Raw genomic sequence first — 21,646 nt, 5'->3', positions numbered from 1 at the left:
AAACCGACAATCTCCATAATTCAATGATGATATAAAATCATTGAATTATGGAAGTTGTCGGTTTTTTTTATGGGAAAAAACGATGTACTAAAAAGAGTGAATGAAAATTGAAATTAAAAAAACTATCGTAATGAAAAGGAATTTTTATAGGCTATTTTCGCTTAGAAGGGAGTATTTAACATGTTAATTTCGCTGAGTTCATCAACACTGTTAACTTTATTTTTTATGGCGCTTAGTGCTTCTTGGCTAAGTGGATTATTATTTTTAAATGCAAGGATACCTTTACGTTTTGTTCATATCCATATTGGTATCGCTGCTTTACCTTCATTGGTTTCTTTACTCGCACTTGTTAATAACAATGGAGATAGAGTTGTGGGGCCTTGGCATCTAGATACTTTAGCTTGGTTAATGGCTTTCTTTGTTCTTACAATTGGTTTAATCATTCAGCGTTTCTCTGTACGTTATTTAATGGGAGATCGCTCATATCGAAAATACTTTGCACTTTTTACATTTACTACAGGTGTATCTTCGGTTGCATGGTTAAGTGATGATCTTCGCTTAATGCTCATTTGTTGGGGAGCAACGCTTATAGGACTGGTTCTACTTATAGGGCTAAATAAAGGGTGGAAAGTAGTTAGTGAAGCAACTAAAATCTCTGGATACCTATTTACAATAAGTTGGATTGCCTTACTATCAGCTATCATTTGGCTTTTTCAAGTAACAGGACAGTGGCAGTTAACATCAGTTTTAACGAATGAAAATGTAGTGCTACATGGAACATTGGAGAGAACAGGAATTAACTTATTAATTATATTAGCGGTGATGATTCCAGCAGCACAATGGCCTTTTCAAAGATGGTTAATTGAGTCTGCTGTTGCTCCAACTCCTGTTTCTGCTATTATGCATGCGGGTTTAGTAAATGCTGGCGGTATCATGTTAACTAGATTTTCACCTCTTTTTCATGATGATATTGCACAAATAATTTTACTAATTTTCTCTAGTATTTCTATCTTAATAGGTACAGGAATTAGTTTAGTCCAAGTTGATTATAAACGTCAGCTAGTAGGTTCAACTATTGCACAAATGGGATTTATGCTTATTCAATGTGCATTAGGCGCCTATTTAGCGGCTATTATTCATTTAATTTTACATGGTTTGTTTAAAGCTACACTATTTTTACAAGCTGGTTCTTCCGTGCAACGTTTTGGGGTAGTGAATCAGTCTAATGAAAAGATGTCCAATTTATGGATTATAGTTGGGCGTGTTTTAGGATTATTTATAGCAATTACTTTCTGGTTTATGACTTCTGGAGAGGGGTATCAACTAGTTAGTGCGTTAATCTTAGGCTGGTCACTATACTTTTCATGGAAACAGCTTGTTGTTTTTGGAGAGGGAAGAATGGGACGAATTGCTGGCGTAATTGTTTTGATTGGATTTTCTCTCATTTACTTTACCGTTCATAATTCTCTTTATAAATGGTTGCATACTGATATTTATCAAAGTGTTCAACCTTCAGCTCCAGCCGTTATCTTTGTTATATGTATTTTACTATTTAGTAGTGTTATTAGTACTTTCGTTACTCGTCATCAATCTTCTACTTTATTCGCTGTACTTTATCTTTGGTTAGTTCGAGTAGGTGAGGCGAGACGAAAGTCAGTAGAAAGTCACCCAAGCTATCTGAAACATTATGTATCAAAGGGAGGTAATTCGTGATGAGCATATCGTCAATATTAAAGAAAGATACAAACATTGATATGCAAGAAAATAATATAAATGATTTAGTTGCATCTGCTAGCCGAGTTATTGCGCCACTTTGGCCTATCTCTACGTTTGCAGCTCACCACCCTTGGATGGGACTTGAAAAGCAATCATTTGAACAAGTCGCAAATTGGTTAAAAGAAGCTCGTAATGTGGATATCTATCCTAGTGCCTCCATGATTCATTCGGCAAAAGCGAAAGGTGAGATTGAGGAATCACTTTTACAAATGAGTTTGTCTCGTTGGCTGGATTCACAATCTTTTCATATTCCGCGAGAGAAAGCAGAGCGATTTTGCCAAGCAGCTTTAAAGTTAGAAAAATTACCTTCTAGTCTATTATCATCGCCAGAAGTAAATAAATTGGCAGAAGAAATGAATTATATAAATACAGCAAGTATGCAAGCCTCTGTTATGCAGCCAATAAGTTCGCTTATAGAGAGTCAAAATAGTGAAAACCTATCTGATGTTCTTAATTATCATATCATTAAATGGTGTAAATTATATCTTGATGAATCCGGATCAAATTGGACGATGCCAAATCGAGAGAAAGGTTTTTATCGCGCATGGCAACACCTTATTAAATTTGATCCAGCGCTCAGTAAAAATGAGCGTAAAGTTTTAAAAAATTGGCCACAAGATGCCGAAGTAGCTTTAGCGAGAGCATTATCTGAACTAGGAATTTCTGAATCTAACATACAATCTTACCTTGAAGGGCACTTACTTTCTTTGCCTGGGTGGGCAGGAATGATACGATGGCGCTCACAACAATCAATTCAGGAACAGGAACTTCTCATAGAATATTTAGCAGTTCGAATTTCTATGGAGCTGGCTATTGTAAAACCTTATTTACCTTTAAAAAATCAAAAGGTTGAGAAAAAAGTTTCGATCGTCCCACTTATAGCTTCTTGGATTTATTGGGGGAATATTTCAACACGGGAATGGTTACAAATGCCTGCTACTGAACAAAGTGAATTATTAGTATTCGCTTATCGTTTTGATGAAAATATTCGCAAGAAACTTTGGCTGGAAGCTTGGGAACAAACGCATGCAGAGCAATTAAGGGAGAAGATTGCTTCTACACAACGTGCAACCAATGATAAAAAGCGTGTAGTAGCTCAATTAGCATTCTGTATTGATGTACGTTCAGAACCGTTTCGTCGCCACCTTGAAAAATTAGGTCCGTTTGAAACATTTGGAATAGCTGGTTTCTTTGGGTTACCAATTGCAACTAGTGAACTAGGTAGTAATAACAACCATCCTTCTTTGCCAGTTATACTCAAACCGAAACATCAAATAAAAGAGCTCACAAATGAAAATGAACTTAAATCTTATGAGCAACGTAAGAGGGTAGGCAGTTCGGTACGTTATACTTTTAAAACGATGAAACAGAACGTACTGACAAGTATGGCGCTACCTGAGTTAAGTGGTCCTTTACTTGGTCTACAGATGGTGACAAGATGCTTTGTCCCAAGAGGAGTTGGTGGTTTCATTCGTAACCTTCGTAAAACTATGTTACAAAAACCTGATACAACATTCTCGCTTAATCATGTTCATGACACAAAGGGCGAGATACCTATCGGTTTTACGAAAGAAGAAAAAGTGAACTATGTGCGTCAAGCTTTAAAAATGGTGGGACTGACAGAAAAATTTGCTCCTTTAGTTGTAATGTGCGGACATAGTAGTCAAAGTACGAACAACCCTTATGCTGCAGCACTTGAGTGTGGTGCTTGTGGCGGAGCAGCAGGAGGATTCAATGCAAGAGTTTTTGCTACTTTATGTAATCTTCCAGAAGTGAGAGAGGCGTTGTTTGCTGAAGGTATTAAAATTCCTGAGGATACCATTTTTGCAGCAGCTGAACATAAAACAACAGTGGACGAATTGGAATGGATTTACGTCCCAGAACTTTCGGAAACTGCGCAAGAAGCATTTGATTGTATCGAATCGATTATGCCAAATGTGAGCCAACATGCAAATAGAGAGCGTTTAACGCAATTACCAAATTTTAAAACGAAAATAAAAAATGCGAGTAAAGAGGCACATCGATTTGCAGAAGATTGGAGTGAAATACGTCCAGAATGGGGATTAGCTCGTAATGCATCTTTTATTATCGGGCAACGAGAATTAACTCAGGATTGTGACTTAGAAGGTAGGGCTTTCCTTCATAATTATGATTGGAAACAGGATGAAAGTGGCGATATATTAGCTAACATTATTGCAGGACCAGGAACAGTAGCTCAGTGGATAAATCTACAATATTACGCTTCAACTGTAGCTCCTCATTATTATGGTAGTGGAAACAAAACAACCCAAACTGTAACGGCGGGTCTTGGTGTTATGCAGGGAAATGCAAGTGATTTGTTGCCAGGCTTACCTTGGCAATCCGTTATGCAGTCAGATAGTGAGACGTATCATTCACCACTTCGTTTACTAATTGTAATTCAAGCGCCTAGTCAATATATAGAACGTTTGCTAAATAATGATTTCACATTTCGAGAAAAAGTTCAAAATGGATGGGTTAGACTTGCAAGTGTTGATCCAAAGGGACGCTGGAAAAACTGGTAACAATCATGTAATGAATTATCAACTATTGTTACTAGCTTAAAAGTTTCATAAATACAATAATGAAGAAGGAGTGCTCCATATGAATTCAAAGAATAAAAAAGTTTTATTGTTAACAGACATTAAACATGAAATAGAGCCTATTATCCAACAAGTAACTAACATTCAACAAGAAAACATGTTGACTATACACAGCTACGATTCTGTAATTGTACATCCTTATGGAGATATAATGAGATCTATTATTATTGCTATTTATCAAGAAAATGTTGAAGAAATTTTTGTTGTAGGAATAGAGGATAAAGAAACTGATGTAGTTAATCTACAAATTCAACGTGATTCCATAAAAAATAACAGGGAACTAGACTATCTCTTTGAAAATTGCATGCCTGAATTTTCAAGTGGTAGCCTTGATGAATGGCTAAGTGGAAAAGAAAATGTTAGTGAAAATATTGAGAAGAGTATAGATATGATTTGTCATCATCCACTAGTACCGTCTGATGTTAAAGTTCATGGTTTCAAGATTGATAGAACAGGGGAAAAAGAAACGGTTGTTAAAATTCCTACTAATAAGATAGTTGAAAAAGTTAACTAATTTATGAAAGACAAATAAATTCTTATGTATAAATCGCTGTTGTATAATAAAATTTATTATGTTTTAAAAATCAGAAGGGATAGCCATGCAAAATAAAATTATTGTTATGTTTCAAAAAGATTTTCGTTTATATGATAACCCAGCTCTATTTGAGGCTGTTCAGTCTGGTGAGGTTCTTCCTGTATATATACAAGAGGAAACTTTTTCAATAGGAAGTGCGTCAAAGTGGTGGTTGCACCATGCTGTAATAGATGTAAAGAAGCAACTTGAGGCATTGGGCTCTACTTTAATAATTCGTAAAGGACGTACGGAGGAAGAAATACTTTCTCTCATAGAACAATTAAATATAACGGCTGTATATTGGAATATTTGTTATGATCCGGACAGATTACAATCTAATCAAAAAATGAAAATGATGTTAGAGGATAAGGGTATTGTCTGTAAAGAATTTAATTCGCATTTATTATTAGAACCGTGGATTATTAAAAAGAAAGATAACACTGAATATAAGGTGTTTACGCCTTTTTACAATGCATTTCAAAAGCAGGTAATACCTAAGCCTATTAGTAAAGTGCAGAGTATAAAGTGGGGAAACTCTTTACCAGCAAGCTTATCTGTTTCAGAATTACACTTGTTGCCGACTATACCTTGGACATCTCATATGGAAGCAATATGGGATCCGACAGAAGAAGGGGCATATAAAGCATTTAAGAAATTTTTCTCTAGCAAATTAGCCTCTTATAGTGAAGGAAGAGATTTTCCAGATCAAAATGCTCATTCGATGTTGGCGCCATATCTTTCATTTGGCCAAATATCAGTGAAGTTAATGTATCACTACTTAATAAATAAAAGTACCGAAAGACAATGTAGTCTTTTTGAAAAACAAGTTAATAGTTTTATACGTCAATTAATTTGGCGAGAGTTTTCTTATTATTTACTATATCATTATCCATTTACAGTATATAAACCTCTTAATAAGAGCTTTGAAAATTTCCCGTGGGATAAGGAAGAGGCGTTATTAAGAGTATGGCAAAAGGGGAAAACTGGTTATCCGTTTATTGATGCGGGAATGCGAGAACTATGGAAAACAGGTTTTATGCATAATCGGGCAAGAATGGCTGTAGCCTCTTTTCTTGTAAAGCATTTGTTAATTCCGTGGCAAGAAGGAGCAAAATGGTTTATGGATACACTACTAGATGCTGATATTGCAAATAATACAATGGGATGGCAATGGGTTGCTGGAAGTGGAGCAGATGCATCACCGTACTTTCGTATTTTTAACCCAATCACACAAGGAGAAAAGTTTGATAAAAATGGAGAGTATATAAGAAGATGGGTACCAGAATTAAGAGATATCCCAAACAAATATATACATAAGCCTTGGGAAGCACCTGAGCATATTTTACAAAAATCCAATATAAAACTTGGGGATACATATCCTTTTCCGATTGTTGATCATAAGGCAGCACGGGAGAGAGCCCTTTGTGCATATAAAAGTATGAAAGAATTTGTATGAAATAGGTTAAACAATATGTATTTTGAATTTTAATATTAGAATTTTATCCATTACAAGGACATACTAATCATATAAAGTTTCTATAATCTTCTAGTAAAAAGGAGAATGTTTATGAAAAAATCTAGTATTATAGTATTTTTACTAACATATGGTTTGTTTTATGTTTCTAGTGTTTTATTCCCTATTGATCGTACTTGGTATGATGCGTTAGAAAAGCCGTCTTGGACACCATCTGGTATGACAATCGGAATGATATGGGCTGTATTATTTGGACTTATTGCATTATCAGTTGCAATTATTTACAACAACTATGGATTCAAGCCAAAAACATTTTGGTTTATTTTCCTTTTAAATTATATGTTCAATCAAGCGTTCAGCTACTTTCAATTTAGTGAAAAAAATTTATTTTTAGCAACAGTAGATTGTTTACTAGTCGCTATTACTACGTTACTTCTCATTATGTTTTCTTCCAATTTATCTAAAGTATCGGCATGGTTGCTAATCCCATATTTTTTATGGTCTGCATTTGCTACATATTTATCTTGGACAATTTATAGTATAAATTAAAGACGTAAATGAAAACTTGAGCACAATGAAAATGCTCGAGTTTTTATGTTTATTAATGATAATCTAAAGTATAGAATATACACATCTTAGGGAGGTCATATGTGTGAAGAAATGGATAAAAATTGTTCTGTACTCTGTATTAGGTATTTTAATGATTGGAAGTATTACTTTTTTAACTTGGTCTCAGTTTACTTATAAACCAACGAAAGAGGCTTTGTCTTTAGTAGATGATAAAAAAGATGAAGATTATATAGTTTTTGGAGAGAAAGATGCAAATATAGGAGTTATTTTTTATCAAGGAGCTAAAGTAGAAGCCGAGGCTTATAGTTACTTAGGAGAAGCTCTTGCAAAAGATGGGCATTTTGTAGTAATGCCTAAGTTACCATTAAACTTAGCGATATTTGGAATAAATGAGGTAGATAGTGTAATTGAACAGTATCCTGAAGTTCAAAAATGGTATGTTGCGGGGCATTCAATGGGCGGAGCTATGATTTCTAGGTATGCCTTTCAACATGAAGAAAAGGTAGACGGGATTATTTTCTTAGGTTCGTATCCTGCAGATGACTTCTCTACTAAGTCGATTCCGATGTTATCAATTTACGGGGAAGTAGATGCTTTAGCAACTGTAGAAAAAATAGAGAACAATAAAAAGTTCATGTCAAAGAATACAACTATGCACATGATAAAAGGGGGCAATCATGCTCATTTTGGCATGTATGGTGAGCAAAAAGGTGATAATGCGAGTTTAATTACGGCAAAAGCACAACGAGATGAAACAGTGAAAGTAATTGAAGAATGGTTATTGAAACAATGATAACGAATTTAATAAATCTACCGAAAGAATTATCCAAACGGTAGATGGGAGAGAGAATAAAGAGCCAAATCGTACGAATTGGCTCTTTTATTTATTTGCTATCTCCAATTGTCCCCTTATTTTCTCCGGAATATCCTCTTTAGAAATAATATCGTAAGAATACACATACTTTCCTTTTACATGAATTTTTAAGTAAGTTTTTCTTATAAAATCATTAGGCGTGTTCGTTCCAACATTATATTCTTTTTCATTGCTTAATTCATCAACAGCTTTTAGTGAGTACATAGCTTTTCCTTTTTGATGATAATCCGGAACACCATATCCTTTCGCAACGGCATATACATTTTTTTCTTCAGCAATCGGATTAAATCTGTCTAAATCCCCGCGTAATATGAAAGGTAGTAAGTATATAGGAAGGCCTATTCCTAATATGCAAATTACAAACTTCTTCATGGTCATTTCTCCTCTTGTTCATTTACAGGATTCAGTATAGAAAAAAATTCTTATAAATATAGAGGGAAATTCCTTAAAGTTTTCTTAATAAAGTTTTACCATGTGAAAAAAACTAACTTGAGCATTAAGCTTGCGGAATGAATAACCAAATAACTTTTTTCTTTATTTTTTGATATTTCTTAAGAACCTATCAAGAAATAAGTGAGTTTTAGGATTTAGAATAAATGTATCTTACAGTAATAAGAGAATTATCTAAATAAATTAGAGTGAGAACAATTAAAGAAAATATCTTGTGGGGTGCTGCTTTCTTTTAGAATAGAGAACCCCATGGGTCAGTTACATGTAATGCAGCGCTGTGCTTCTATGTCACTGAAAAATCTAATGATAAAAAAAGAGGGGGAAGGCATTTTTTATTGAAGTTTGTTAATGATAGATTTTTAACTAGTTAGGGGGGATCGTAAAATAGATTATTAATCTCTTTAATAATTTTTATTTTCCTTATAGTTGGCATATTGTATTAGAAATTTTTAATTTTGAAAGGAGAATCAATAATTATGGATAAGAAAAGAAGAATAAGTAATAAGCTATTACTTGTCAGTGCAATTTTTACAATAGCAATTCCCTCAGTCTCATATGCGGAGGAAGTAATTTCACCTGAAAATTTTACGAGTTCTTCAAGTTTGTATGAGGGACGGAATACGGAAATATTGAAAACAAGCTTATATCCTGATACATATAATTATCCGTTTAACTACCAATTTAGTTCGAAATTAAAGGAAGCAAACACAACTATAAAAAAAGTAGACAATAGTGATGATGAAAATCCTATTATATCTACTACTCTTTCATTTATTCGCCATATGAATAGTGAAGATTATAAATCTGCATTTGATTTAACCTCAAGGTCATTACAGAAAATAATATCCGAAGAATGGTTGAAGAGCTATTGGGAGGGACTGCCAGTTCAATTACAAGCAGGTTCTTTTATAGAAATTGGAGAGGTTACACAAAAAGAGACAAATCCTGTTCATACAAATGTGGAGATTCAATTAGTTTTTGAAAAAATGACTGTACCTTTACTAATTAAACTAGATCCATCTGGAAAAATAGACGATTTTCAACTCAGCATGTCGTTTAGTCCTGTTGCAGAGCGTCCATCATATAGTAAGCCTGAGTCATTTGTTGATAAAGAAGTAGTAGTTGGAAGTGGTGCATTTCCATTACCAGGAACATTGTCGGTTCCAAAAGGAAAGGGGCCTTTTCCAGCGGTTATTCTTGTTCAAGGATCAGGAGCAACTGATCAGGATGAAACAGCGTTTGCTTTAAAACCATTTCGCGATTTAGCTGAAGGTCTTGCATCGAAGGGAATTGCTGTCCTTCGCTATAATAAAAGAACGTATGAACATGGGTTGAAAACACAATTCAGTCCCTTTTATACAGTTGATAAAGAGACAACAGATGATGCTCTTCTTGTAACTCAATTTCTTAAAAATGAGCCTCTAATAAATAAGAATCAAATATATATTCTTGGTCATAGTCAAGGTGGAATGATGCTTCCGAAAATGATTGAAAAAGACCAAAATAAAAATATTGCTGGAGCAATTGTAATGGGAGGGCCAGCTCGTACGATCCAAGACGTTGTTTTAGATCAATTTGAGTACCTTTTCTCTATTGGAGCAATGAACCTGGATCAATATAAATTCTACAAATCGCAATTTGAATTATTAAATGATCCCAATTTCTCTGGTCAGAATCCCCCAAAAGATTTTTACTTAGGGTCAGCAGTATTTTGGGATTCTATACGGAAAATTAAAGCGGCAGAAATGTCAAAAGAACAAAAGACACCGCTTCTTATTATTCAAGGAGAAAGAGACTATCAAGTTCAATCAAAAATTGAAATTCCTCTTTGGAAAGAACAATTAAAAGAACGAGATAACGTAGATTATCGACTATATCCAAAGTTAAATCATTTCTTTACAGAGGGTGATGGGGAAATAAGTAAGCCAGATGAATATTATAGTCCTGCTAATATCCCTGAGTATGTTATAAATGATATTGCTGCTTGGGTGCAAGGCAGATCGCAATTAAATTAGCAACCATATGTTTTAATAAGGACTTTCTTTCCGTAATCAAAATAGAAATATTTTGATTAGGTTGTATGTTTTTTTTAAGCACTCTTTGAAAAGGAGTGCTTTTTTATTTTGCTATGATTTCTATAAAACAATGGGCTTACCTTCCAAACAAATCGTTATTTGGAGCGCTTTTATCAAAGCAAAGTGCTTGTGACATTTCTTTGATATTAAAAACATGAATAACCTATTGTGTAAAATTTTTTGAAAATTTAGGTTTAACATCTTTAAAATAGGTGTATTACATATTACATAACAACTAAATAAAAAAATAAAAAATCTAAAGGAGGAAAGATACGATGCATACGAATGAAAGAAAAACGGTAGTTTATGAATATCAAAATGAACAGGAAGTAGTTATGAAAGTAAAAGAGCTAGAATTGCAAGGGGTTCGCCACGATGACATTTATGTTTTAGCACATGAAAAACATATAACAAAAAGGATTGCGGATGATACAAACACAAATACGATTGGAGTAAAAGAACAAGGATTGGGAACAAGTATTATCAACTTTTTCTCCAAAAAAGGGGACGAACTTCGAAATCAAATGGAAGAAATGGGGTTGTCGAAGGAGGAAGCTAACTTATATGAAGAAAAACTAGATCAAGGGAAGATTTTACTCCTAGTAACAGCTGAAGTACCAATGGCGAATGCTAGGCAGCCGCAAAACTATCATTCTCTGTAATAGATTGCAACATCTGATAAATAGGTAAGGGAATTATTTTAGTTTGTAGCATGGAAGAAAATAAAAATAGAAAAGGATGAGAAAAATGAAACATACAATATTTAAATATGCTGTGATTGGAATTACGACCGGAGTCATAGTCTCCCTATTAAAAAAAGAAAATCGGAAAGCTATACAAACAAAAGGAAAAAGCGTAAAAGAAAAACTACAAGAAGGAAACATAAAGGAAACATTGGAGAAGGTAACTGAGACAAGTAAACAATTTTCTGTAACTGCAGCTAATGTTGCAAAACAAACATTACCACAACTGCTTACAGCCACACCAGTTGTCATTTCTACCATTAAAGACTTAACAGAAAACGAAAATAATAAAAAGAAAACAGGTGAAAAGGATTACGAAATAAATGAAAATAGTAAGAACTTAGACGGGGAAAAAACGAAAAATGAAAAGAAATATGTGAAAGAAGGGAAAGAAGAGAGTGCCTAGATTTAATTCTAAAAATAGAAAGTGAGGAAAAAAGTATGAAATCTCTGTATGCAATTGATGTAGGAATTGGCTTTACCAAAAGGGCATATCGACAGGATGTAGATTCTGAGATGACAATCAAGAGTGAAGCTTCCACACTAGCCCCTGTACCTAATCATGCTGAAAGTGAAGATTTAACAAAGGTAAGTTTTATAGACTTAGATTTTGCATACTACATGGGAAATGAAGCACATCAATCTGACGCTTCGTTTCTTCCTCCATTTGACGAAGAAATAGAAAATTATTATGAAAGCGAACGATTTAAACAACAAATATTTGGTTGCATTGCAAAGGATTATAAAGAAAATATCGTGTTACCTCTAGTTGTTACCGGGCTTCCCGTTACTTGTTTTGGTAGTCAGCATGAGCAATTACAACGTGCACTAAAAAAAGAAACTTCCGTACAAATTGATGGGAAATTTATTCATATTACGGTGGAAAATGCTTTGATTCTTCAGCAACCAGTCGCTTTACATGCCTATTTCTTAAAAGAGGGAATTATTCAGGAACGAGATCGCATCTTAATTATTGATGGCGGATTTCGTACAGTAGAAATGACAGATATGAAACAGAATGTCATTTTAAATCATTATGAGGCGGAACTAGGATGTAGCAAGCCTTTGAAAAATATTAAGAATATCGTGCAGAATCATGAGGGTGAAAGTAATCAATTGCATATTAACGACATGCCAAACATATTAGAAAAAGGATATGAATGTCGAGAAGAAAATCATGAGACAAGTCAAATTCATACTTTGATTCAAAAAGAGTTGGATGCACACTTCCAAGACGCCATGCGTGTATTACAAGAACAATTTAAGTTAGAACAGTATAACACTATTATTTGGACAGGAGGAATAGTAGATCTCCACAAAAAACGAATTGAAAAAATGCAAAGTGAAATTTCTTCTTTCCGTATGGTAGACGCTTCGAAAGAGGCTGCACTCCATGGATACTACATTATTGGGAGTCAAGTATTTGACGACATCACCAATCAATCTGCATATGAATCCAAATTATAATAACGAATGAAATGGAGTTCGTTGAATAGACGTACCAAATTATGTAGCTTCTTTTCCACATATAATAAATTCTTTATAAGAAAAGATAAAAAGTGATTGTATAGAGGAAATGTTTAAAATTGAAAATAAAAATAACTAATATATAGGGGGTCTTCCTTTTAAAAGAATAAGACCTCCTATGTTATTTATTTTGTAATTTAGATGATCTAAAAACTTTTCCTCCAAGACATGAATACCTACATACAAATTGCGTATTACGGATATGATTCAATCAAACATAAAACTATTTAGAAAGGAAGAATAATATGGAATGCATAAAAATGACGAAATGGAGTTGGTATCATGTGAAAACTAGTGAGCTTGAAAAACTTTCTTCTATAATCCCTCGTGATGTAACATCTTATTTCGCTCAATTTGTAAAGAAAATAAGTTCTCCTTGTGAAAATGGATTATATGTTTATACGTTATCACCAAGTCAAACTTGTGTATATGGTTCGTTTTTATATGATCAAGATAAAAAGGACGCCAAAATTCAAAAATTTCTTCATTATTTCGTAGCTCATGGAATACTGATAACAGTTCAGGAAAAAGAGGAAGAGGATTTCCAAAAATTAATACATAATTTCTCTATGGGTACAAAAAATTGTAATAGTTCCGCTGAAGGATTATGTGCTATCTTATCAATGTTTATATCTCATTATTTGCGAAAGGTTGACTACTTTGAAAACAATTTCAGAAATGTATTATGGGATTTTTATCATCATAATAACATAGCAGTTTTAGAAAGGATTTATCATATTCGTCATGAATTATTTATGAACACACATGTGTTTCGCTTAATACAAGAAGTGTTACAAGGCCTAAAAGAAGCTTGGTTAGAAAAACTAACAAACACCCTTTGTTATAAACAAACACACGTAAAATTAGAGCGTGGATTACAACTTGTTAAAGAGTACCAAGAAGAATTAGACACGATGATTCATTTACAAGAAGTTGTTTCTTCTCATCGTGGGAATGAAATTATGAAAGCTCTTACTGTATTAACTGCTGTGAGTACGCCTTTGACAGCCTTAGGAGCATTATGGGGTATGAATTTTAAATACATGCCTGAACTAGAATGGAAATATAGCTATTTAATCGCTCTCTTATTTATTATTTTCACAACAGCGGGTATGTATATGTATATGCGATTCAAAGGATGGACAGGTGACTTATTACGAGTAAAGAAAAAGAAATCTTTTTTTAAATCTAATTAATCCTGTTTATAAAAAATATGATAGATATATGGTTTGTAATATTTATTAATTGAGATAGCACCATATCCCCATCAAGTTAAAGTTTTGATGTCCTCGCAATGATAAAAATGGTGAATATTTATATGAAAGATTAGAGCTCTCCTTCCTGTAGGAGAGCTCTAATCTTTGTTTAAAAACTATATCATATACTCTGAAATTTGTCCGGATTCAATTTAGAATATGGCAAAAGAGAACTTGCGATTAAAAACAAGCTCTCTTTAAAAGAAATAACGTAATTGAGATACTTATATATTAACAATTGTTTTCTTCTAATTCCATATGTCATATGTTGAGAAATAAATTATAAATAGATTGATAAAGCTAAAATGAATGATTGACATAATATTTTGACGATAATATAATGAATCTCGAATTCAAGATAACTTGTAAGGGATTGGTAATTATGAGCATGATTAACGATGAGAGCTTATCTTTAAAGTTATTTGTTATATTATCAAGGGCAGTACAGTCAATTACTAAGCGTATTGAAGAGGATATAAAAAGTTATGGACTTAATCCAACTGAATTTGCAGTGCTTGAGCTACTGTATAGTAAAGGCGATCAGCCTATACAAAAAATTGGAGACAAAATATTACTTGCAAGTAGTAGTATCACGTATGTAGTGGATAAGTTGGAAAAGAAGAGGTTCTTAATACGAAAACCATGTCCTAAAGACCGCCGTGTCACGTATGCGTCAATTACTTCAGAAGGTATTGAACTAATGGATATTATTTTTCCTCAGCATAAAGAGGCGATTCAGCAAATATTTGGTGGTTTGGACTATATTGAGAAAAAAATGATAATCGAAAAGTTGAAAAAATTAGGGTATTATGCACTCGAACTATAAATTTTTAGAAATATATCTCGAATTAGTAATGTCCTAATTAAATATAATTTAAATAAATAGGAGGAAAAATTAATAAATGGTAGTAAATTTATTATAATACAAAATGAATAAAGCGTGTAATTTCAATCGGTATAATATGAAATAAAGTTGTTATGTTAACGTATACATATCGTCCTTTAAATTATAAATCTTTCATAAAGCGGAGAGTGGGTATCAAGAATGGAATTACGTCATTTAGAGTATTTTATTCAAGTTTGTAATAATAATAGTTTCACTAAAGCTGCGGAAGTTCTAGGTATTTCACAGCCGACTTTAAGTCAACAAATACGAGTTTTAGAAGGTGAACTTGATACACCCTTGTTTCATCGAGTTGGAAGAGGTATCAAAATGACAGAAGCGGGTAAGCTGCTATTTGATAAAGGAAAATTTATCATGCAACAATTTGATGACGTTTATAATGAAATTTTTGAATTAAAGGGTGTAAAAAGAGGTGTGATTACTATAGGAGGTTTATTAGAGGATCTCACTTATTTAACACCTTATATTATGAAGTTTCAACAACATTATCCCAACATTGTAGTAAAGATTATAGAATCCGAAGTTGCTGTAAATCAAATCGTTGACAAAAATATTGATTTCGGGATTACACGTAGTGCTCAAATTCCAGACACATTAACAAGCACCCTTTTGTATAGTGAAGAGCTCGTTCTTGTCATTCCAAAAAATCATCCTTTGAATGAAAAATCATTTGTTTCTTTTCGAGAATTAGTAGGGCTCAGTAGAGTAATGGTTTCATGTAGTTGTCGTGAATCTATTAAGATATATTGTGAGAGTTTAGGGTTATCTTTATCTGAAGCAAATATAGAAACAAAATCTTCTATTTCTCTATTGAGCCTTGTATACAATGGACATGGGGTTGCCATAATACCTCTTTCACTGGTTAATTTTGTTAATAATGATACTTTGAGCATAGTTCGTATTACTGATCCAACACCAAGTCAAGATATTAATCTTATTCACTTTGATGATAAATTTTTAAGTTTTGCAGCACGTATCTTTATGCAGAAGTTAAATGATTCTCAAAAAGTATCAGTGTAATAGAAATAATAATGATTTTAGTGTAACAATTGAAAAATTAAGATCTATATTAAAGTCAAAGGGCAGTGGATTTATATGTGTGGTGTAGTCGATCAAAAGGGGATACCATTGACTTTTAATTAAGGAAAAAAGGAAAGACTTTGCAAGGAGAGAAGGCTGTCAAAAACAAGTTAAGTTAATTAATTCTTCGGTCTTATCGCATAGTAACAGATTCCATTAGGGATATACACTACTATTTTAAATTTACATATCCTTATTGTAGAAAGAAAACCACCGGCATTATACCGGTGGTTTTGATTTAGAAAGCAAAGCAAGTACAACCAATACCCCATTTAGTTCCATCTTTTCCTATTACGGTATGAGTGTGTTGATGGAGAGGGTTACTACAACTATGTAACTTGTTATCATGAGAATCGTGAGAAAGTATAGTGTTGGCTAGGTTAGCACCACCATAACCATAAACGCCCGTCGGTGACCAATCAGGTGATGCTGGCGGCAATTCAGGTGATAAGTTTTTAAATTCATTATTTCCATAAACAACCTGCCCACCCATAATGGTGAGTAATGATTCAAGGTCTTTGATTTCTTCTTCCGGCACAGTAAAGTAGTCAGCAGACAATACAGCAATATCAGCAAACTGACCTACTGCCAGGGTTCCTTTTTTACCTTCATCACCAGAGAACCACGCACTTCCTTTTGAATATAATTCCAGGGCTACTTTTCTATCAAGTTTATTTTTTTCATCGTATATGGAAAGCCCACCAATGGTTTTTCCAGCAACCATCCAGTAAAGAGCAACCCAAGGGTTATAGCTGGAAACCCTGGTTGCATCACTACCGGCGCCAACAGGTATACCAAGGTCTAACATACGATAAATCGGAGGAGTATGCTTTGCAGCTTCCTTTCCGTATAAGTCAACAAAGTATTCACCTTGAAAAGCCATGCGGTCTTGGATGGCAATACCGCCATTTAAAGCCTTAACACGTTCCATACTACGATCTGAGATTGTTTCTGCATGATCAAACCACCAGCGTAGCCCATTAAAAGGAATTTCTCTGTTAACTTCCTCAAATACATTTAAGAAACGTGTGATTGACTCGTCATAAGTTGCATGTAAACGGAATGGCCAACGGTTTTCCACCAATAGAGAAATTACTTTCTTTAAGTCGGCTTCCATTACTGTAGCTAGTTCGGGCCGTGGCATTTGAAATTTTTCAAAATCGGCTGCCGAGAATACTAACATTTCTCCGGCACCATTCATTTTATACTTATCATTTCCTTGACCGGGAGAAACAATTTTTGCCCATGAAGCAAAGTCTTCATATTCATGATTAGGATTTTGCGTAAATAGATTATAAGCAATACGCAAAGTTAATTGTTCCTTCTCGGCTAAATGTTCAACAACTTTGTAGTCATCAGGGTAATTTTGGAAACCACCACCTGCGTCGATGGCACTTGTAATACCTAATCTATTTAATTCACGCATAAAATGGCGAGTTGAGTTAATCTGGTCGTCAAGATTAAGTACTGGAGCTTTACCCAAACTTGAATAAAGAATAGAAGCGTTAGGGTTAGCAATTAAAAGGCCCGTTGGATTACCTCTTTTATCCCGCTGAATTAAACAGTCTGGAGGGTCTGGGGTATCTTTCGTGTATCCCAGTGCACGTAGCCCTGCACGATTTACAAGTGCTCTATCGTAAAGATGTAGCACAAAGACAGGCGTGTCTTCAGAAACAGCATTAATCTCTTCTAATGTTGGCATCCGTCTCTCTTTAAATTGAAATTCAGACCAACCTCCAACTACTCTTACCCACTGAGGAGCAGGTGTACGCCTTGCCTGTTCTTTGAGCATTTCTAGAGCAATAAAAAGTGATGGCACGCCTTCCCAACGTAATTCCATATTATAATGCAGACCACCACGAATCACGTGTATATGGGAGTCATTCAGGCCTGGAATAGCTCTCTTTCTTTTAAGGTCTATTTTTTTTGTTTTTTCCGTGGCACTATTAAGAAGCTCATCTCCACCTACTGCAGTGACTAAACCATCAGTTATGGCGATAGCAGATACCTCAGGCTGAGATGGATCAAGGGTAGTAATTTTCCCGTTATATAAGATCATATCCGGTAAATTCATGTTCACACCTCGTCTACTTTCTATTATTTTGTAACCATGGATGAAATAATTTACCGAAAATCGGCATGACTACCCATGATAGCAAGGACACGATACATACAGAAACAAAAAAAGCTGACATAATAGGATTCATATGTTTTATAATAGGTCCTATCACTTTAGGAACTAACATGCTAAGAGGCCATACACCCAGAAGGGTAACGATAGACATTTTCCATTTTGGTGGTGGAACTGGCGTTTTCGGAGTAACAAACCAATAAGCCAAACTGCTTTCAGTTTTGTAAGTTGGATTAGTGGCTTGAAATTGCTCCGCCGTTTTTAACAAATCCCGGCGAACATCTGATTCTTGCCAAGTACGTAGATGCTCATACGTATCAAAGCGAAAAATAACAGTATACTCTCTGGATTCGTTACTTGGGACTATTAGATTTACACCTAAATGTCCTGGGAATTTAGTAGCCGCAGCCTCAATTTCATGTCTCCATGTTTCAAACTGTTCTTCTCTACCTTCTTGAATTTCCCATGTAACAATCGTTGTTACTGGATTGCCGGCATCCATCGTGTTCCCTGTATAAGTCTCTTCGACAGCTACTCCTTCTTGTTTCATATTTTCCTGCTTGGAAGCGCGCCATGCACCATAGTATATGCGTATTCTACACCTTGACCATAAGCACCAGTGTGTTCCTTTACAATCTCCATTACAGCATCATAAGTGTCTTTGTGTGCCCAGTCACGTTGATATTCAAGTAAAACTTGAATTGCTGTCACTGGAATTGCACCAGCTTGTTCTACACGACGCATAGCAGCGTTATGTGCTGTCAAACTAGTACCACCTGAAGCATCATCAACTGCATATACCTCATAGCCAGCTTTAATTGCTTCAAGCACAGGGAATGCAAGGCAAACTTCAGTCCAAAGTGCTGCAAATATTAATTTCTTTCTACCGGTTGCTTTAACTGCCTCAACAAATTTCGGATCTTCCCAAGAGTTCATTGAACTACGTTCTATAATTTCATGGTTTGGGAATATATCAAGAATTTGTGGCCAAAAATAACCAGAAAAGCTGCGTGTTTCAACTGTAGTAAGAATAGTAGGTACGTTAAAAGTTTTTGCTGATTTAGCAAGTAGCATAACGTTATTAATCAATGTTTGTCTATCAATACTTGCAACTCCAAAAGTCATTTGAGGTTGAAAATCAATTAAAATTAAGGCACTGTTCTCCGGATTTAACAATTCTAAATTACTCATAATAAAACGCTCCTTTTTCAATTGTTTATTGAAAGTAATGTATCTTCTGTCAATTGAAGCTCTACTATACTTTTTAATTTAAATTTAGTGCTGATTTAATCAGCACTAAATTTATACTATCTACTTTAAAAAAGGTGATTTAAAGCTATTTCCTTGAGATACATTTATGCATTTTGTTTACTAAGATCTCGCTGAGCTCCTCTATAGCTTCCAATTATATTTTGATAGCCTGGAAGATTGCTAGCAAGCAAATTGCCAAAACCTTCGACATCGTTGCGCCAATCGCGTTGTAATTCGCAAGCTACGCTAAACCAGTTCATAAGTTGCACGCCACTATGTGCCATACGTGTATTGGCAGCATCTGCAACTTGTTTACTGAAAGTTCCTGAAGCATCAGTAACAGCAAATACTTCATATCCAGCTTTTATAGCGGAAAGTGCCGGGAAAGCAACACAAACGTCCGTAACTACGCCTGCGATGATAAGTTGTTTTTTTCCAGTTTCTTCGATTGCTTTTACAAAATCATCATTATCCCATGCGTTAATTTGTCCAGGTCGAGCTATTTTTGGTGCATGAGGAAAGAGATCAACCAATTCTTGCATTAAAGGTCCATTAGGCCCGTTTTCAAAACTTGTTGTTAAAATAACTGGTAAATTAAAAAACTTAGCAGTATGAGCAAGAGCTAAAACATTGTTCTTGAATTCATCAACACCATAGTCACGTACTAGTCCAGACATAAGACCAGTTTGATGATCTACTAAAAGCACAACAGCATCATCTTTGTTAATACGAGAATAGAGATCAGTCATTATGTATTCCTCCTAAAAATTAAGTAATCGAAGAAAGTTTAAATAGTCGGATACTATCATAAGTTTCTTCGTTTATAACTAAGCTGACCAATAATATTGGTTATAGCAGCATTCACAGAACATGAAGTGCTATACAAATTTATAGTATTTGAAAACTGATTCATTAATCAATTCTAAATTATCTATAATTTTCATAGGTCGTAACTATAGTTGTTTTCACTATAAAATAGATTGGTTTTACCTATACATCCTATAGATAGAACGATATTGATAGTCACCTATTTTTGTTATTACAATTGAATAGGAGTAATGTTCAGTAATTATTTTATGATGAAAAAGGTATTAGAGGGGGGATTGTTCCAAAAGGAGAAAATGAATGCATTGGAACAATAGAGTTTCATACTTAGAATTCACAACATAAACGTGCATGAATAGGTTATGACATTCATCCAGATTATAGAAGAAAAGGATACATATTAGAATATTTTTGGGAGGTAGAAGCATGGCTAAAATTACTGTAGGAACCGAAAAGCAAGAACCAATTGAGATATATTATGAGGATCATGGCACAGGAAAACCAGTTGTACTCATTCATGGTTGGCCGTTAAGTGGTCGATCTTGGGAATACCAAGTTCCCGCTCTTGTTGAGGCTGGATACAGAGTTATAACATATGATCGTCGAGGATTTGGACAATCATCTCAGCCGTGGGAAGGGTATGAATATGATACCTTTACTTCTGATTTACATCAACTATTAGAACATTTAGAGCTTCAAAATGTCACACTTGTTGGTTTTTCTATGGGTGGAGGCGAGGTAGCCCGGTACATTAGTACGTATGGAACAGGTCGTATTGAAAAGGCTGTTTTTGCTGGAGCAGTTCCTCCATATTTATACAAATCAGAGGATTATCCTGAAGGGGCATTAGATGATGCTACAATTGAAGCATTCAAAAGTGGTGTGATAAATGACCGCCTTGCATTTCTTGATGAATTTACTAAGGGATTTTTCGCGGCTGGTAATCGAACAGATTTAGTTAGTGAACCATTCCGTTTATATAATTGGGATATTGCAGCCAGTGCATCACCTAAAGGAACACTTGATTGTATTACCGCCTTTAGTAAGACAGATTTTAGAAAAGACTTGGAGAAGTTTAATATACCTACTCTTATTATTCACGGTGATTCTGATGCAACTGTACCATATGAATATAGTGGGAAATTAACACATGAAGCAATTCCTAATTCTAAAGTAGCCTTAATAAAGGGTGGTCCACATGGGCTAAATGCAACGCATGCTAAAGAATTTAATGAAGCACTCCTATTATTTTTAAATGACTGATTACAACTATATAATTGTTAGTTGATAAATTATAAATAAGTAAAAAATAAAGCTTTATAAAAGATGCTCTTGGATAAATCCAGGAGCATCTTTTTAAATGGTGATATTGAGATGTTAGGTTGATAAATCTCCATTAATTTTGGAGTGAATACTCTTCTTAACAGCTAAAATATATTGATTAGAGTTTTTTAGATTTCTTAGAAGTATTGTTATATTACTATCAAGATAATATTTTGAATAATCCTCAAAACA

Annotated in this window: 19 protein-coding genes; 14 read left to right on the top strand and 5 right to left on the bottom strand. The window is 34.3% G+C overall.

Annotated elements, in window-relative coordinates; all coding sequences use genetic code 11:
- Positions 1–180 precede the first annotated feature (180 nt).
- The 6 genes from MR136_RS05525 (at position 181) to MR136_RS05500 (ending at position 7,808) form a co-directional block, all read left to right on the top strand.
- The gene (locus MR136_RS05525; RefSeq protein ID WP_000908940.1) at positions 181–1,713 is read left to right on the top strand and encodes an NADH dehydrogenase subunit 5; all 1,533 of its coding nucleotides are present in this window, start codon (positions 181–183) and stop codon (positions 1,711–1,713) included.
- Entirely contained in the window at positions 1,713–4,319 is a 2,607-nt protein-coding gene (locus MR136_RS05520) for a DUF2309 domain-containing protein (protein ID WP_061457426.1), read from the top strand. Before MR136_RS05525 ends, MR136_RS05520 begins: the two co-directional genes overlap by 1 nt.
- A gap of 79 nt (positions 4,320–4,398) precedes the next feature.
- Positions 4,399–4,911: a carbonic anhydrase gene (locus MR136_RS05515; RefSeq protein ID WP_088338856.1), complete on the top strand. Its 513-nt coding sequence runs from the start codon at positions 4,399–4,401 to the stop codon at positions 4,909–4,911.
- 85 nt (positions 4,912–4,996) lie between these two features.
- On the top strand, positions 4,997–6,427 hold the full coding sequence (locus MR136_RS05510; protein WP_061457423.1) for a cryptochrome/photolyase family protein: 1,431 nt from the start codon (positions 4,997–4,999) through the stop codon (positions 6,425–6,427).
- A 111-nt stretch (positions 6,428–6,538) separates the two neighbouring features.
- The gene (locus MR136_RS05505) at positions 6,539–6,994 is read left to right on the top strand and encodes a TspO/MBR family protein (RefSeq protein ID WP_000749751.1); all 456 of its coding nucleotides are present in this window, start codon (positions 6,539–6,541) and stop codon (positions 6,992–6,994) included.
- Positions 6,995–7,097: 103 nt separating this feature from the next.
- On the top strand, positions 7,098–7,808 hold the full coding sequence (locus MR136_RS05500) for an alpha/beta hydrolase (protein WP_088338855.1): 711 nt from the start codon (positions 7,098–7,100) through the stop codon (positions 7,806–7,808).
- An 87-nt stretch (positions 7,809–7,895) separates the two neighbouring features.
- Here MR136_RS05500 and MR136_RS05495 read toward each other — a convergent pair whose 3' ends face one another.
- Complete coding sequence (locus tag MR136_RS05495; RefSeq protein ID WP_065382364.1) at positions 7,896–8,261, bottom strand: YxeA family protein; 366 nt, start codon at positions 8,259–8,261, stop codon at positions 7,896–7,898.
- 554 nt (positions 8,262–8,815) lie between these two features.
- Here MR136_RS05495 and MR136_RS05490 point away from each other — a divergent pair.
- The 7 genes from MR136_RS05490 to MR136_RS05460 all read left to right on the top strand — a co-directional run bounded on the left by MR136_RS05490 (position 8,816) and on the right by MR136_RS05460 (position 15,864).
- Positions 8,816–10,354 (top strand): alpha/beta hydrolase, encoded by a 1,539-nt coding sequence (locus MR136_RS05490; protein ID WP_135277766.1) that lies wholly within the window; start codon positions 8,816–8,818, stop codon positions 10,352–10,354.
- Between the two features lie 335 nt (positions 10,355–10,689).
- Positions 10,690–11,076, top strand: a complete 387-nt coding sequence (locus tag MR136_RS05485) for a YflT domain-containing protein (RefSeq protein WP_000557320.1) — start codon at positions 10,690–10,692, stop codon at positions 11,074–11,076.
- Positions 11,077–11,161: 85 nt separating this feature from the next.
- Positions 11,162–11,563, top strand: a complete 402-nt coding sequence (locus MR136_RS05480; RefSeq protein ID WP_000683216.1) for a hypothetical protein — start codon at positions 11,162–11,164, stop codon at positions 11,561–11,563.
- 35 nt (positions 11,564–11,598) lie between these two features.
- On the top strand, positions 11,599–12,624 hold the full coding sequence (locus MR136_RS05475; protein WP_242259275.1) for a ParM/StbA family protein: 1,026 nt from the start codon (positions 11,599–11,601) through the stop codon (positions 12,622–12,624).
- A gap of 305 nt (positions 12,625–12,929) precedes the next feature.
- Complete coding sequence (locus tag MR136_RS05470) at positions 12,930–13,880, top strand: magnesium transporter CorA family protein (RefSeq protein ID WP_088338854.1); 951 nt, start codon at positions 12,930–12,932, stop codon at positions 13,878–13,880.
- Positions 13,881–14,322: 442 nt separating this feature from the next.
- On the top strand, positions 14,323–14,766 hold the full coding sequence (locus MR136_RS05465; protein WP_063536794.1) for a MarR family winged helix-turn-helix transcriptional regulator: 444 nt from the start codon (positions 14,323–14,325) through the stop codon (positions 14,764–14,766).
- A gap of 219 nt (positions 14,767–14,985) precedes the next feature.
- Positions 14,986–15,864 (top strand): LysR family transcriptional regulator, encoded by an 879-nt coding sequence (locus MR136_RS05460; RefSeq protein WP_063536793.1) that lies wholly within the window; start codon positions 14,986–14,988, stop codon positions 15,862–15,864.
- Positions 15,865–16,162: 298 nt separating this feature from the next.
- Here the strand turns inward: MR136_RS05460 and MR136_RS05455 are convergent, their stop codons facing one another.
- The 4 genes from MR136_RS05455 to ycaC all read right to left on the bottom strand — a co-directional run bounded on the left by MR136_RS05455 (position 16,163) and on the right by ycaC (position 20,055).
- Positions 16,163–17,998: an amidohydrolase gene (locus tag MR136_RS05455; protein WP_135277764.1), complete on the bottom strand. Its 1,836-nt coding sequence runs from the start codon at positions 17,996–17,998 to the stop codon at positions 16,163–16,165.
- Positions 17,999–18,011: 13 nt separating this feature from the next.
- Positions 18,012–18,605, bottom strand: coding sequence for an antibiotic biosynthesis monooxygenase (locus MR136_RS05450; protein ID WP_088338852.1), 594 nt, complete (start codon positions 18,603–18,605; stop codon positions 18,012–18,014).
- Positions 18,602–19,246, bottom strand: coding sequence for a hydrolase (locus tag MR136_RS05445; RefSeq protein WP_000067162.1), 645 nt, complete (start codon positions 19,244–19,246; stop codon positions 18,602–18,604). The genes MR136_RS05450 and MR136_RS05445 overlap by 4 nt, the downstream gene beginning before the upstream one ends.
- Before the next feature lie 164 nt (positions 19,247–19,410).
- Positions 19,411–20,055: an isochorismate family cysteine hydrolase YcaC gene (gene ycaC / locus MR136_RS05440; RefSeq protein ID WP_000131227.1), complete on the bottom strand. Its 645-nt coding sequence runs from the start codon at positions 20,053–20,055 to the stop codon at positions 19,411–19,413.
- A gap of 502 nt (positions 20,056–20,557) precedes the next feature.
- Here ycaC and MR136_RS05435 point away from each other — a divergent pair.
- Positions 20,558–21,394, top strand: a complete 837-nt coding sequence (locus MR136_RS05435) for a bromoperoxidase (protein ID WP_088338851.1) — start codon at positions 20,558–20,560, stop codon at positions 21,392–21,394.
- Positions 21,395–21,646 lie beyond the last annotated feature (252 nt).

This window comes from Bacillus cereus group sp. BfR-BA-01311 (assembly GCF_022664295.1).
GTDB lineage: Bacteria > Bacillota > Bacilli > Bacillales > Bacillaceae_G > Bacillus_A > Bacillus_A cereus.
This window is presented reverse-complemented; position numbering and strand designations above follow the sequence as displayed.